General features: G+C 68.4%; 8 protein-coding genes, 1 tRNA gene and 1 pseudogene. 6 read left to right on the forward strand and 4 right to left on the reverse strand.

Translation table 11 applies throughout. The features are described 5' to 3' along the window. Positions 1-10 precede the first annotated feature (10 nt). Positions 11-1,048: a tRNA (adenosine(37)-N6)-threonylcarbamoyltransferase complex transferase subunit TsaD gene (gene tsaD / locus BM297_RS11295; RefSeq protein ID WP_092431497.1), complete on the reverse strand. Its 1,038-nt coding sequence runs from the start codon at positions 1,046-1,048 to the stop codon at positions 11-13. A gap of 240 nt (positions 1,049-1,288) precedes the next feature. On the opposite strand from tsaD, the gene rpsU reads away from it, so the two are divergent. From rpsU to BM297_RS11325, 6 genes and pseudogenes are all read left to right on the forward strand, one after another. Continuing rightward, a complete protein-coding gene (gene rpsU, locus BM297_RS11300; RefSeq protein ID WP_003085057.1) occupies positions 1,289-1,504 on the forward strand; it encodes a 30S ribosomal protein S21 in 216 nt (71 codons plus the stop codon). Between the two features lie 228 nt (positions 1,505-1,732). Next, on the forward strand, positions 1,733-3,685 hold the full coding sequence (gene dnaG, locus BM297_RS11305) for a DNA primase (protein WP_092431500.1): 1,953 nt from the start codon (positions 1,733-1,735) through the stop codon (positions 3,683-3,685). Positions 3,686-3,753: 68 nt separating this feature from the next. After that, the gene (gene rpoD / locus BM297_RS11310) at positions 3,754-5,607 is read left to right on the forward strand and encodes an RNA polymerase sigma factor RpoD (protein WP_092431502.1); all 1,854 of its coding nucleotides are present in this window, start codon (positions 3,754-3,756) and stop codon (positions 5,605-5,607) included. Between the two features lie 229 nt (positions 5,608-5,836). Then, positions 5,837-8,746, forward strand: a pseudogene (locus tag BM297_RS11315) (EAL domain-containing protein); the annotation flags it as partial. A 104-nt stretch (positions 8,747-8,850) separates the two neighbouring features. Further along, positions 8,851-8,927, forward strand: a tRNA-Ile gene (locus BM297_RS11320). Positions 8,928-9,159: 232 nt separating this feature from the next. Beyond that, the gene (locus tag BM297_RS11325; RefSeq protein WP_092431508.1) at positions 9,160-9,495 is read left to right on the forward strand and encodes a DUF2388 domain-containing protein; all 336 of its coding nucleotides are present in this window, start codon (positions 9,160-9,162) and stop codon (positions 9,493-9,495) included. A gap of 56 nt (positions 9,496-9,551) precedes the next feature. On the opposite strand, the gene gcvP is transcribed toward BM297_RS11325, so the two are convergent. From gcvP to gcvT, 3 genes are all read right to left on the reverse strand, one after another. Then, positions 9,552-12,431 (reverse strand): aminomethyl-transferring glycine dehydrogenase, encoded by a 2,880-nt coding sequence (gene gcvP, locus BM297_RS11330; protein WP_092431510.1) that lies wholly within the window; start codon positions 12,429-12,431, stop codon positions 9,552-9,554. Positions 12,432-12,542: 111 nt separating this feature from the next. Then, the gene (gene gcvH / locus BM297_RS11335; RefSeq protein ID WP_092431514.1) at positions 12,543-12,926 is read right to left on the reverse strand and encodes a glycine cleavage system protein GcvH; all 384 of its coding nucleotides are present in this window, start codon (positions 12,924-12,926) and stop codon (positions 12,543-12,545) included. Positions 12,927-13,029: 103 nt separating this feature from the next. After that, on the reverse strand, positions 13,030-14,115 hold the full coding sequence (gcvT, locus tag BM297_RS11340; protein WP_092431517.1) for a glycine cleavage system aminomethyltransferase GcvT: 1,086 nt from the start codon (positions 14,113-14,115) through the stop codon (positions 13,030-13,032). Positions 14,116-14,142: the final 27 nt, after the last annotated feature.

Raw genomic sequence — 14,142 nt, forward strand, 5'->3', positions numbered from 1 at the left:
GCGGCGTGAACTAGCGGTCGACCGGCAGCGCCGGCAGCGACTCCATCGACCAGCGTGGCTGCACGCCAATCGCCGGGCCGTCGTGCTGCCCGGCCAGCAGGCGCTGGCAGCCCGCGTAGGCAATCATGGCGCCGTTGTCGGTGCAGAAGCGCGGCCGGGCGTAGAACACCTGGCCCCTGAGTTCGCCGAGCATCTGCTCCAGAGACTGGCGCAGGGCGCTGTTGGCGCTCACCCCGCCGGCGATCACCAGGCGCTTGAGGCCGGTCTGCTTGAGCGCCCGCCGGCACTTGATGGTCAGAGTCTCCACCACCGCCTGCTGGAAGGCCAGCGCAACATCGCAGCGCGCCTGCTCGAGATCGCCCCCCTCGCGCTCGCACTGCTTCCAGGTGTTGAGGGCGAAGGTCTTCAGGCCGCTGAAGCTGAACTCCAGCCCCGGACGGTCGGTCATCGGCCGCGGGAAGACGAAGCGCCCCGGCGTGCCGCGCTCGGCGAGACGAGCGATTTCCGGACCGCCCGGGTAGCTGAGGCCGATCAGCTTGGCGGTCTTGTCGAAGGCCTCGCCCGCGGCGTCGTCCAGCGACTCGCCGAGCAGCTGGTACTCGCCGATGCCATCGACGCGCACCAGCTGGGTGTGCCCGCCGGACACCAGCAGAGCGACGAACGGAAACTCCGGCGGGCTCTCCTCGAGCATCGGCGCCAGCAGGTGCCCTTCCATGTGGTGCACGCCGACCGCCGGCACGCCCCAGGCCAGCGCCAGGGCCTGGGCGCAGGAGGCGCCGACCAGCAGCGCGCCGACCAGCCCCGGTCCGGCGGTATAGGCCACCGCGTCGATATCGGCGAAACTGCAGGCGGATTCGTCCAGCACCTGGCGAATCAGCGGCAGCATGCGCTTGACATGGTCGCGCGAGGCCAGCTCGGGCACCACGCCGCCATAGACCCGGTGCAGGTCGATCTGACTGAACAGGGCGTCGGCCAGCAGGCCATGCTCGCTGTCGTACAGGGCGACGCCGGTTTCGTCGCAGGAAGTTTCCAGGCCCAGTACTCGCATTGGGAAGTTGCCCCACCTTGCCGTGATCGTTCGCTAAACCGCGCATGATAAGCGGGCCAGCCCGCCGATACCAAGCTTGCCGGCCGGCCGCGGACCACCGGCCGGCGGCTTTTGCCTCAGGAAGCTTTGCATTCCACCAGCCAAGGGGTTAATATCCGCAACCCTTGAAAACCGGTGCGGCCCAAGCCTTTTGCAGGATTGCACCATTCATAATCGGTAATCAGTGAAGGTACGACCTGGATGCCAGCCGTCAAAGTTAAAGAGAACGAACCCTTCGACGTAGCTCTGCGTCGTTTCAAGCGCTCCTGCGAAAAGGCCGGTGTACTGGCCGAAGTGCGTAGCCGCGAGTTTTACGAAAAGCCCACCGCCGAGCGCAAGCGCAAGGCCGCGGCTGCCGTGAAGCGCCACGCCAAGAAAGTGCAGCGCGAACAGCGTCGTCGCGAGCGCCTGTACTGAGTTAACCCTCAGGCAGCAGCGTCTTGTAGAGCACCCGGCCCTGGCCGGGTGTTTGCTTTGCAGACTCCGCCAGGGATCGCCTGATTCGCGAACCTGCGCGGTAACCTGCCATAACACCCGCCACTCCGCCTTGTCCGCGCAAGGGTCGGAGTTTTCGGCATTCCCGGCGGCCGCCTGGCTTTTCAGGCGGGCGGCAGCCATGCTCAACAGCATGCACACGAGCAGCCCATGGCCGGCCTGATCCCCCAACGCTTCATCGACGACCTGCTCAACCGCACCGACATCGTCGAAGTAGTGGGCGCGCGCGTGCAGCTGAAGAAGACCGGCAAGAACTACAGCGCCTGCTGCCCGTTCCACCAGGAAAAGACCCCCTCGTTCACCGTCAGTCCGGACAAGCAGTTCTACTACTGCTTCGGCTGCGGCGCCGGCGGCAACGCCCTCGGCTTCGTCATGGACCACGACCACCTGGAGTTCCCCGAGGCGGTCGAGGAACTGGCCAAGCGCGCCGGCCTCGAGGTGCCGCGCGAGGACGGTCGCCCCGGACAGAAGCCGCGCCAGCCGGTGGACTCGCCGCTGTACCCGCTGCTCAGCGCCGCCGCCGACTTCTACCGCCACGCCCTGAAGAGCCATCCGGCACGCCAGGCGGCCGTTGACTACCTCAAGGGCCGCGGCCTGTCCGGGGTAATCGCCCGCGACTTCGGCCTCGGCTTCGCCCCGCCCGGCTGGGACAACCTGATGAAGCACATGGGCGGCGACAGCCTGCAGGAGAAGGCGCTGATCGACGCCGGCCTGCTGATCGAGAACGCCGAGGGCCGGCGCTACGACCGCTTCCGCGACCGGGTGATGTTTCCCATCCGCGACAGCCGCGGCCGGGTGATCGCCTTCGGCGGCCGGGTGCTCGGCGACGACAAGCCCAAGTACCTCAACTCGCCGGAAACCCCGGTGTTCCACAAGGGCCAGGAACTCTACGGCCTGTACGAGGCGCGCAAGAACAACCGCGACCTCGACGAGATCATGGTGGTCGAAGGCTACATGGACGTCATCGCCCTGGCCCAGCAGGGTCTGCGCAATGCCGTCGCCACCCTCGGCACCGCCACCAGCGAGGAGCACATCAAGCGCCTGTTCCGCCTGGTGCCGAACATCCTGTTCTGCTTCGACGGCGACCAGGCCGGTCGCAAGGCCGCCTGGCGCGCCCTCGAGGCCTGCCTGCCGAGCCTGCAGGACGGCCGCCGGGCGCGCTTCCTGTTCCTTCCCGAGGGCGAGGATCCGGACAGCCTGGTGCGCAAGGAAGGCCCCGACGCCTTCCGCGCGCGCATCAGCCAGCAGGCCCAGCCGCTGGCCGACTACTTCTTCCGCCACCTGATGGAGGAAGCCGACCCGGCCACCCTTGAGGGCAAGGCCCACCTGGCCACCCTCGCCGCACCGCTGCTCGACCAGCTGCCCGGCGCCAACCTGCGCGCCCTGATGCGCCAGCGCCTGGGCGAAATCACCGGCCTCGGCAACGAAGCCCTTGGCCGGCTGGCGAATGCGCCGACCAATGACGTGCCGCCGTCCGACTTTGCGCCGTCTCATCACGACTACAGCCCGAGCCATCCGCCCTATCCGGGCGAGCGCGACGACTGGCCAGGCGGTCAGGGTCGCAAGCAGCAGGGCAAGAAACAATGGCAGGACGGCGACAACCGCAAGGGCGACAAACCCTGGCAGCGCCGCGAGCCGCCGTCGGTGCGCGCGCCGCGCAGCGGCGCCGGCGTCGAGCCGCCGACCCTGAGCGCCTTGCGCACCCTGCTGCACCATCCGCAACTGGCGCAGAAGGTCGAGGATGCCGGGCACTTCGCCGCCGAAGACGACACCTACACCCAGCTGCTGGTGGCCCTGCTCGAATCGCTGCAGAAACACCCGCAGCAGAACTCGCTGCAGCTGATCGCGCGCTGGCACGGCACGGAACAAGGACGCCTGCTGCGTGGTCTAGCGGAAAAGGAATGGCTGATCCGTCAGGACAACCTTGAACAACAGTTTTTCGACACTATAACTAACTTGGCAGACCGTCAGCGTGAGCGCAGCCTCGAAGGCTTGCTGCGCAAAGCGCGGCACAGCGAACTCAGCGCGGAGGAAAAACTCCGCCTGCGTGCGCTCCTGAGCCGGAGCGAAATCCCCGCATTCCCGGGTCCCGCTGGTACCTGAGACCCCGGATCGATTATAATGCCCGGCTTATTTTCAGCCCGCCAAGACCTTCAGTGGATAGGGTGACCATGTCCGTAAAAGCGCAACAGCAGTCCCGTCTCAAAGAGTTGATCGCCCGTGGCCGCGAGCAGGGTTACCTGACTTACGCCGAGGTCAACGACCACCTGCCGGAAGACATTTCCGATCCGGAGCAGGTGGAAGACATCATCCGCATGATCAACGACATGGGGATCAACGTATTCGAGACAGCTCCGGATGCGGATGCCCTGCTGCTCGCCGAAGGTGACACCGACGAAGCCGCCGCCGAGGAAGCCGCCGCCGCCCTCGCCGCGGTGGAAAGCGACATCGGCCGCACCACCGACCCGGTCCGCATGTACATGCGCGAAATGGGTACCGTGGAGCTGCTGACCCGCGAAGGCGAGATCGAGATCGCCAAGCGCATCGAGGAAGGCATCCGCGAGGTGATGGGCGCCATCTCCCAGTTCCCGGGATCGGTGGAAAGCATCCTCGCCGAATACCAGCGCGTCACCACCGAGGGTGGCCGCCTGTCCGACATCCTCAGCGGCTACATCGACCCCGACGACGGCACCCTGCCGGCGGAGAGCGAAGCCGTGCCGACGCCGGCGCCGACCGTCAAGGAAGTCGCCGAGGACGAGGACGAGGACGAAGACAAGGACAAGTCCGACAGCGCCGAAGAGGAAGGCGACGGCGGTCCCGATCCGGAAGAGGCGCTGCGTCGCTTCACCGCGGTGGCCGAGCAGCTGGCGGTGGCCCACAAGGCCCTGAAGAAGTACGGCCGTGGCAGCACCCAGGCAAGTGCCGCGCTGGTCGCCCTGGCCGAGCTGTTCATGCCGATCAAGCTGGTGCCCAAGCAGTTCGACGTGCTGGTGGGCATGGTTCGCGGCGCCCTCGAGCGCGTGCGCCAGCAGGAACGCGCCATCATGCAGCTGTGCGTGCGCGATGCGCGCATGCCGCGCGCCGACTTCCTCAAGCTGTTCCCCGGCAACGAGGTCGACCTGGCCTGGGCCACCGCCCTCGCCGGCGGCAAGGCCAAGTATGCCGAGGCCATCGCCCGCCTCGAGGCCGACATCCAGCGCAACCAGCAGGTGCTCGTCGACCTCGAGAACGAGGTCGGCCTGACCATCGCCGAGATCAAGGACATCAACCGCCAGATGTCCATCGGCGAGGCCAAGGCCCGCCGCGCCAAGAAGGAAATGGTCGAGGCCAACCTGCGCCTGGTGATCTCCATCGCCAAGAAGTACACCAACCGCGGCCTGCAGTTCCTCGACCTGATCCAGGAAGGCAACATCGGTCTGATGAAGGCGGTGGACAAGTTCGAATACCGCCGCGGCTACAAGTTCTCGACCTACGCCACCTGGTGGATCCGCCAGGCGATCACCCGCTCGATCGCCGACCAGGCGCGCACCATCCGCATCCCGGTGCACATGATCGAGACGATCAACAAGCTCAACCGCATCTCCCGGCAGATGCTCCAGGAGATGGGCCGCGAGCCGACCCCGGAAGAGCTCGGCGAGCGCATGGAAATGCCCGAGGACAAGATCCGCAAGGTCTTGAAGATCGCCAAAGAGCCGATCTCCATGGAAACCCCGATCGGCGACGACGAAGACTCGCACCTGGGCGACTTCATCGAGGACTCCAGCATGCAGTCGCCGATCGACGTGGCGACCGTGGAAAGCCTCAAGGAAGCCACCCGCGAAGTCCTCGGCGGCCTCACCGCCCGGGAAGCCAAGGTGCTGCGCATGCGCTTCGGCATCGACATGAACACCGACCACACCCTCGAGGAAGTCGGCAAGCAGTTCGACGTGACCCGCGAGCGGATCCGCCAGATCGAGGCCAAGGCGCTGCGCAAGCTGCGCCATCCGACCCGCAGCGAACACCTGCGCTCGTTCCTCGACGAGTAAGGCTGACCCAGGGACAGAAACCCCGGTGCCGCAAGGCCCGGGTTTTTTTCTTGCGCGCCGTTCAGGCCAAGCCTCTACACTTGCTCGATGAACGCGCAACCGAGGGATCGCCATGTCGCGCCTGCCAGCTTTGCCAGGATTCTGCCTGGCACTGCTTCCCGCCTTTAGCCACGCCGCCCTGCCGGGATGGATCCCCAGCGAATGGCTGGCGCCAACGCCCTACCCCGCGCTCCTGCTGCTGGGTCTGCCAGCCGCCGGCCTGCTGCTGTGGGTCTGGCGCCTGCGCCGGCGTCGCCGGCAGCGCCTCGCCACCCTCGAGCAGAGCCTGCGCAGCGCCGCGCAGCACTACCACGGCCTGATGGCGCAGCTGCCCCTGATCAGCTGGGAAATGCGCCTGAGCGACCTGCGCTTCACCCACGTCTCGCCGCAGGCCGCCGCACTGCTCGGCTATCCCGTGGATGCCTGGCTGGAGGCGGACTTCTACAGCCGAACCCTGTACCCGGCGGATGCTGCGGCCGCCCTCGCCCTTCTGCAGGGAGACGGCGACGCCCAGGCGCGGCTCGAACACCGGCTGATCGCCGCCGACGGGCGCCCGGTCTGGGTGCTGGCCATCGTCCAGCGCCTGCCGAACGGCGACGACAGCCTGCTGCAGGGGCTGTTCATCGACATTGCTCAGAGCAAGCAGATCGAGCAGGCGCTGCGCCTGTCCGAGCAGAAATTCAGCTCGGCGTTCCAGCACAGTCCCGACATCATGCTGCTGCTCGAACGCGACAGCGGGCGCATCCTCACCGCCAACCGGGCCTTCGAGCAGGCCAGCGGCCTGAGCGCCGACGCCGTCTGCGGACGTACCACCAGCGAGCTGGGCCTCTGGTGCCGCCACGAACAGGGCCTGCAGGTACTCCAGCAGCTGCAGACGCACGACCTGCAGAATATCGAGGTCAGCCTGCTCCGCCACGGCAAGGAGGCGTTCACCGGCCTGCTCTCGGCCCGACGCATCGAGCTGGACGGCCAGCCGGCGGCCATCGTGGTGCTGCGCGACCTCGCCGACCTGCAGCAGACCCGCCAGCAACTGCACAGCAGCGAGGAAAAGTTCGCCAAGGTGTTCCACGCCTCGCCCGACGCCCTGAGCATCACCCGCCTGCGCGATGGCCTGCTGCTCGAGGCCAACCCCGGCTTCACCCAGATCACCGGCTACAGCCCGAGCGAGGCGGTCAATCGCACCGCCCTCGAGCTGGGGCTGTGGGTCGACCAGGCCGACCGCCAGCGCCTGATGCGCACGCTCGAGCATGATGGCTGCGTGCAGCACATGCCCGCCTGGATACGCACCAGCGATGGCCGCCAGCGCCTGTGCGAGCTCAGCGCCCAGCCACTGCAGATCGACGATGAGGACTGCGTGCTGATCATCGCCCACGACATCAGCGAGCGCATGCAGATGCAGGAGCGCCTGCTGCAGGCCGCCACTGTGTTCGAGAGCACCGCCGAAGGGGTGATGATCACCGACCTCGACCAGCGCATCGTCGCCATCAACCGCGCCTTCAGCGCCATCACCGGCTACAGCGAAAGCGAGGCCCTCGGCCAGACGCCGCAGCTGCTCGCCTCCGGACAGCATGGTCAGGAGTTCCACGAGGGGATCGTCGCCAGCCTCGAGCGCGACGGCCACTGGCAGGGCGAGATCTGGAACCGGCGCAAGAACGGCGAATCCTATCCGGCCTGGATGACCATCAGCGCCGTGCGCAACGGCGGCAACCGGATCTCCCACCACGTCGCGGTGTTCGCCGACATCACCAGCCTCAAGCACGCCCAGGCGCGCCTCGACTACCAGGCCCACCACGATCCGCTGACCGGCCTGCCCAACCGCCTGCTGTTCGAGAACCGCCTGCAGCAGGCGCTCGACGAAGCGCAGGCCGAGCAGCGCCGCCTCGCCGTGCTGTTCCTCGACCTCGACCGCTTCAAGCACATCAACGACAGCCTCGGCCACCCGGTCGGCGACCTGCTGCTGCAGGGCATCGCCAAGCGCCTGCGCGAGCAGTTGCGGGAGATCGACACGGTGGCGCGCCTCGGCGGCGACGAATTCATCGTGCTGATGCCCACCCTGCAGCAGACCAGCGACGTCGAGCGGGTCGCCAACAAGCTGATGAGCGCCTTCGCCACCCCGTTCAACGCCGGCGGCCACGAGTTCTTCATGAGTTCGAGCATGGGCATCAGCCTGTTCCCCGAGCATGGCGAGGATGTCGCCACCCTGGTGAAGAACGCCGACAGCGCGATGTACAAGGCCAAGGCGCGCGGGCGCAACCGCATCGAGTTCTACACCGCCGACCTGAGCTTCCAGGCCACCGAGCGCATGGCCCTGGAAAACGACCTGCGCCGCGCCGCCGAGCGCGGCGAACTGCACCTCTACTACCAGCCCAAGCGGTGCCTGAGCACCGACCAGCTGGTCGGTGCCGAGGCGCTGCTGCGCTGGCGGCATCCGCTGCACGGCGACGTGCCGCCGGAGCGCTTCATCGCCCTCGCCGAGGAGAACGGCAGCATCCTCGAACTGGGCGACTGGGTTCTCCAGGAAGCCTGCCGGCAGCTGAGCAGCTGGCAGAAGGACTATGCGCCGTTCGGTCCGCTGGCGCTCAACCTGGCCGGCGCGCAGCTGCGCCAGCCGCAGCTGGTCGGGCGGATCAGCGAGCTGCTCGCCAACGCCGGTCTGAAGCCCGGCTGCCTGCAGCTGGAAATCACCGAGACCTTCGTGATGAGCCAGAAGGAAGAGGCCCTGCCGATCCTCCAGGCCCTCAAGGAGCTCGGCCTGCAGCTGGCGATCGACGACTTCGGCACCGGCTATTCCTCGCTGAGCTACCTCAAGCGCCTGCCCGTCGACATCCTGAAGATCGACCAGTCGTTCATCGCCGGCCTGCCGGCCGACCCCGACGATGCCGCCATCACCCGCGCCATCATCGCCCTCGGCCGCAGCATGCAGCTGACGGTGATTGCCGAGGGGGTGGAGACCAAGTCGCAGGAGCGCTTCCTCGCCATCGAGGGTTGCCAGCAGATCCAGGGTTATGTGCTGAGCAAACCCCTGCCGGCCGAGGAGTTCGCCGCCAAGTTTCTCAAGCTCCGGCAAGCCGTTGGCGTTGGTGCGCAGGCCCCGCTATAATCGCCGCGCCCTGCTGCCGCGCCCTTCCGCGCACGGCAGGCATGCAGAGGACGCCCGCCGGCCTCGCCGCATGGAACAGCCCCGCCAAGCCGGGGTTCGCTAGCGGGCCTATAGCTCAGTTGGTCAGAGCAGGCGACTCATAATCGCTTGGTCGCAGGTTCAAGTCCTGCTGGGCCCACCATATGAATCAAGGGGTTAGGCGACTTTCGCCTGACCCCTTGTCGTTTCTGGACCTCCTCCCCCGCGGAGAGCACTTGCACCGGCATGCCCCGGGGCCACTGCTCACCAGGCCCAGCCCGAGGCCGCAGCCGCGCAAGGCTATCTGACGCCCCCGCCGAATCCGCGGCGGGAACTCCCGTGCGACACGCCCGGTCTGAAATGACAGGCATTACCCATTCGTCCAGGAGTTGATCATGCGCCGAGCCCTGCTGTTCGCGACCCTTGCCATTCTGCCCGTTGCCAGCGCCATGGCCGGCCACCGCGGACACAATGTGCATGTCGGCTGGGAGGAGATCGCCACCTCCGCCGGCATCTCCGCCTCGCTGTACTCCACCTTCAAGGACGAGAAGATCGTGATCGCCGCCCAGGACGATGCGTCGAGCTTCATCGCCAGTGGCGGTGCGATTCGTGGCGCCTACCTGGAGGCCGCCCTGCAGCAGATCCGCCGCGACCATCCCGGGCTTGCCGCCAGCGACGAGGAGCTGGCCGGCGCCATTCTCGCCAGTGCCCAGGACGGCAGCCCACGCTGACGCCCCGCCACAGACGCCGAGGCCGCCCGCAGGCGGCCTCGGCGTTCATGCCCCGCTCACTCGCGATAGGCGTCCATCGGCACGCAGGCGCAGAACAGGTGGCGGTCGCCGTAGACGTTGTCGACCCGGTTGACCGCCGGCCAGTACTTGTACGCCCGGGTATGCGCGCTGGGGGTCAGCGCCTCGGCGATGCTGTAGGGGCGCGCCCACTCGCCGGTGACGTCGGCCAGGGTATGCGGCGCATGCTTGAGCGGGTTGTTGTCCGCCGGCCACTCGCCGGCCTCGATGCGCGCGATCTCGGCGCGAATGCCCAGCATGGCGTCGACGAAGCGGTCCAGCTCGGCCTTCGACTCGCTCTCGGTCGGCTCGACCATCAGCGTGCCGGGCACCGGGAAGGACATGGTCGGTGCATGGAAGCCGTAGTCCATCAGGCGCTTGGCGACGTCCTCCTCGCTGACCCCGCTGGCCGCCTTGAGCGGGCGCAGGTCGAGGATGCACTCGTGGGCCACCCGGCCGTTGCGGCCGCTGTAGAGCACCGGATAGGCCGCCGCGAGGCGCGTGGCCAGGTAGTTGGCGTTGAGGATCGCCACCTCGGTGGCCTCGCGCAGCTGCGGCCCCAGCATGGCGATGTACATCCAGCTGATCGGCAGGATGCTCGCGCTGCCCCAGGGTGCGGCGCTGACCGCGGTGTTCTGCGCCAGCGGCCCGTCCAGCTCGACCACCGGGTGGTTGGCGACGAAGGGCGCCAGGTGCGCCTTCACCCCGATCGGTCCCATGCCCGGCCCGCCACCGCCGTGGGGGATGCAGAAGGTCTTGTGCAGGTTGAGGTGCGCCACGTCGGCGCCGATGTCGGCCGGGCGGGTCAGGCCGACCTGCGCGTTCATGTTCGCGCCATCCATGTACACCTGGCCGCCGTGGCCATGCACCGCCGCGCAGATCTTGCGGATGCCCTCCTCGTACACGCCATGGGTCGACGGGTAGGTGATCATCAGGCAGGACAGGCGCTCGCCGGCCGCGGCCGCCTTGAGCTTGAGGTCGGCGAGGTCGACGTTGCCGTGGCTGTCGCAGTCGACCACCACCACCTGCATGCCGGCCATCTGCGCCGAGGCCGGATTGGTGCCGTGCGCCGAGGCCGGAATCAGGCAGACGTCGCGGCGGGCCTCGCCGCGGCTGGCGTGGTACTGGTGGATCGCCAGCAGGCCGGCGTATTCGCCCTGGGCCCCGGAGTTGGGCTGCAGGCTGATGGCATCGAAGCCGGTGATGGCGCACAGCCACTGCTCCAGCTCGGCAATCATCAGCTGGTAGCCGCGCGCCTGCTCGCGCGGCACGAAGGGGTGCAGGCTGGCGAACTGCGGCCAGCTGACCGGCAGCATCTCGCTGACGGCGTTGAGCTTCATGGTGCAGGAGCCGAGCGGGATCATCGCCTGATTGAGCGCCAGATCCTTGCCCTCCAGCTGGCGCAGGTAGCGCAGCATCTCGGTTTCGCTGTGGTGGCTGTTGAACACCGGATGGCTGAGGAAATCCGAGGTGCGCGCCAGCGCGGCGGGAATGCCGCCGGCCAGCCCGGCATCGTCGGCCAGCGCGGCGAGGTCGAAGCCGTGGTCGGCGCCGAGCAGGATCTGCGCCAGCTGCGCCACGGTGTCCAGCGTGCAGGTCTCGTCGAGACTGAGGCCGACCCGGCCGTGGCCGAGGATGCGCAGGTTGATCCGCGCCGCATGGGCGCTCTCGAGGATCGCCTGCTGGGCGCCGCCGACCTCGAGGGTCAGGGTGTCGAAGAACTGCCGGTTGAGGCGCTGCACACCGCGCTGCTCGAGGACGTGGGCGAGGATCGCGGTCAGCCGCTGCACCCGCCCGGCGATGCGCCTGAGGCCCGCCGGACCATGGTAGACGGCGTAGAAGCCGGCCATGTTGGCCAGCAGCGCCTGGGACGTGCAGATGTTGGAGTTGGCCTTTTCGCGGCGGATGTGCTGCTCGCGGGTCTGCAGGGCCATGCGCAGGGCAACGTTGCCGCGCGCATCCCTGGATACGCCGATCAGGCGCCCGGGCATGGCGCGCTTGAACGCATCGCGGGTGGCGAAGAACGCCGCGTGCGGGCCGCCGTAGCCCAGCGGCACGCCGAAGCGCTGGGCGCTGCCGAGCACCACGTCGGCGCCCAGCTCGCCCGGCGGGGTCAGCAGCACCAGGGCGAGCAGGTCGCTGGCGACGCAGGCCAGCGCCTGCTGGGCGTGCAGCTGCTCGATCAGCGGGCGCAGGTCGCGGATCTCGCCGTGGCTGTCGGGGTACTGCAGCAGCGCGCCGAACACCTGGTGCCGGCCGAGGTGCTCCGGCGCATCGAGCACCAGTTCGAAGCCGAAGCCGCTGGCGCGGGTCTGCAGCACGGAAATCGTCTGCGGATGGCAGTTCTCGTCGACGAAGAAGCGGTTGCTGGCGCTCTTCGCCACCCGCCGGGCCATGGCCATGGCCTCGGCGGCGGCGGTGGCTTCGTCGAGCAGCGAGGCGCTGGCCAGGTCGAGGCCGGTGAGGTCGCAGGTCAGCTGCTGGAAGTTGAGCAGCGCCTCCAGGCGGCCCTGGGAGATCTCCGGCTGGTAGGGCGTGTAGGCGGTGTACCAGCCGGGATTCTCCAGCACGTTGCGCAGGATCACCGGCGGGGTGTGGCTGGCGTAGTAGCCCATGCCGATCAGGCTGGTCCAGCACTCGTTCTGTTCGGCGTAGCCACGCAGGCGGGCCAGCGCGGCCTGCTCGTCCAGCGCCGGCGGCAAGGCCAGCGGGCCGTCCAGGCGGATGGCCGGCGGCACGGTCTGCTCGATCAGTTCGGCGCGGGAGGCGACGCCCAGGGCATCGAGCATGGCGCGCTGTTCCGCGGCATCCGGACCGAGGTGACGCGGGAGGAAGGCTTCGGGCTGCAGCAGGGCGCTGGGACGGGACGACTGGGGCATGACGCGGACTCCGGAGCGGATGTCCGGCCGCGCCTGCGGCCGGGCAGACAGTGAACGCGGAGCTGGCGGGCCGGCCGCTGGCAGCGACGCAGGCCACCAGCGGCAGAAGGATCAGGCGTCGCAGCTGGCCTGATAGGCGGCGGCGTCGAGCAGTTGCGCCAGCTCGGCGGCGTTGGCCGGCTGCAGCCGGTAGAACCAGGCCGCGTAGGGATCGCTGTTGACCGCTTCCGGCGCATCGGCCAGCGCCTCGTTGACCGCGATCACCGTGCCGGCAACCGGGGCGTAGATGTCCGAGGCGGCCTTGACCGACTCGACCACGCCGGCCTGCTCGCCGGCAGCCAGCGCCTTGCCGACTTCCGGCAGTTCGACGTAGACCACGTCGCCCAGGGCTTCCTGGGCATGGTCGGTGATGCCCACGGTGACGCTGCCGTCCTCTTCCAGACGGGCCCATTCGTGGCTGGCGGCGTAACGCAGTTCGGCAGGTGTCTTGCTCATTGTTGGATTCCTTGTACGGTTCGGCGCCCACAACGACGCCAGCGGAAAAGTGCGGTCAACAGTACATGGACGCAGCCGCGCCGGCTACGTCCTGCCTGCCGCCTCAGATCAGGGCCTTGCCGTGGCGCACGAAGTTCGCCTTGACCACCCGCACCGGGTACCACTTGCCGCGGATCTCCACCTCGGCGCGCTCGCCGGTCCCGGCCGGCACCCGCGCCAGGGCGATGGACTTGCCGAGGGTCGGCGAGAAGCTGCCGCTGGTGATCTCGCCCTCGCCGAGGCCGGCGACGCGCACCACCTGATGGGCGCGCAGCACGCCGCGCTCCTCGAGCACCAGGCCGACCAGCTTGGTCTCCGCGCCGCCGCCGGCACGCTGCGCCTCGAGGGCACTGCGGCCGATGAAGTCGCGCTCGGCCGGCTGCCAGGCGATGGTCCAGGCCAGGTTGGCCGCCATCGGCGTCACCGTCTCGTTCATGTCCTGGCCATACAGGTTGAGCCCGGCCTCCAGGCGCAGGGTGTCGCGCGCGCCGAGGCCCACCGGGGCGATGCCGGCGCCGACCAGGTCGTTGAGGAAGCCCGGCGCCTCGGCGGCCGGCAGCATGATCTCCAGGCCGTCCTCGCCGGTATAGCCGGTGCGGGCGATGAACCAGTCGCCCTCGGCCAGGCCGTGGAACGGCTTGAGGGCGCGGATCAGCGCGGCGCGCGGCGGGGTGACCAGCGCGGCGCAGCGCTCCAGGGCGTGCGGCCCCTGCACGGCCAGCATGGCCAGGTCGCTGCGCTCGTGCAGCTCGACGGCGAAGCCCTCGGCCTGCGCCTGCAGCCACGCCAGGTCCTTGGCGCGGGTGGCCGCGTTGACCACCAGGCGGTAGCCGGCAGGGGTGCGGTAGACGATCAGGTCGTCGATCACCCCACCCTCGACGTTGAGCATCAGGCTGTACAACGCCTTGCCCACCTCGTCCAGACGCGCCACGTCGTTGGCCAGCACCCGGCGCAGGTACTCTGCGGCCTGCACGCCGCTGACGTCGACCACGGTCATGTGCGAGACATCGAAGACCCCGCAGTCGCTGCGCACCTGATGATGCTCCTCGACTTGCGAGCCGTAGTGCAGCGGCATGTCCCAGCCGCCGAAGTCGACCATCTTGGCGCCCAGCGCCACGTGCAGATCATAGAGAGGAGTACGCTGTCCCATGGGAACCTCTTCCGGGCCTCGAATGGC

This window comes from Geopseudomonas sagittaria (assembly GCF_900115715.1).
GTDB lineage: Bacteria > Pseudomonadota > Gammaproteobacteria > Pseudomonadales > Pseudomonadaceae > Geopseudomonas > Geopseudomonas sagittaria.

Excerpts from the sequence above, each read along its gene's own strand:
- rpoD (WP_092431502.1), top strand. The coding sequence starts at position 3,754 with ATGTCCGTAAAAGCGCAACAGCAGTCCCGTCTCAAAGAGTTGATCGCC.
- gcvP (WP_092431510.1), bottom strand. The coding sequence starts at position 12,431 with ATGCCCCAGTCGTCCCGTCCCAGCGCCCTGCTGCAGCCCGAAGCCTTC.
- gcvT (WP_092431517.1), bottom strand. The coding sequence starts at position 14,115 with ATGGGACAGCGTACTCCTCTCTATGATCTGCACGTGGCGCTGGGCGCC.
- gcvH (WP_092431514.1), bottom strand. The coding sequence starts at position 12,926 with ATGAGCAAGACACCTGCCGAACTGCGTTACGCCGCCAGCCACGAATGG.
- BM297_RS11325 (WP_092431508.1), top strand. The coding sequence starts at position 9,160 with ATGCGCCGAGCCCTGCTGTTCGCGACCCTTGCCATTCTGCCCGTTGCC.
- dnaG (WP_092431500.1), top strand. The coding sequence starts at position 1,733 with ATGGCCGGCCTGATCCCCCAACGCTTCATCGACGACCTGCTCAACCGC.
- tsaD (WP_092431497.1), bottom strand. The coding sequence starts at position 1,048 with ATGCGAGTACTGGGCCTGGAAACTTCCTGCGACGAAACCGGCGTCGCC.
- rpsU (WP_003085057.1), top strand. The coding sequence starts at position 1,289 with ATGCCAGCCGTCAAAGTTAAAGAGAACGAACCCTTCGACGTAGCTCTG.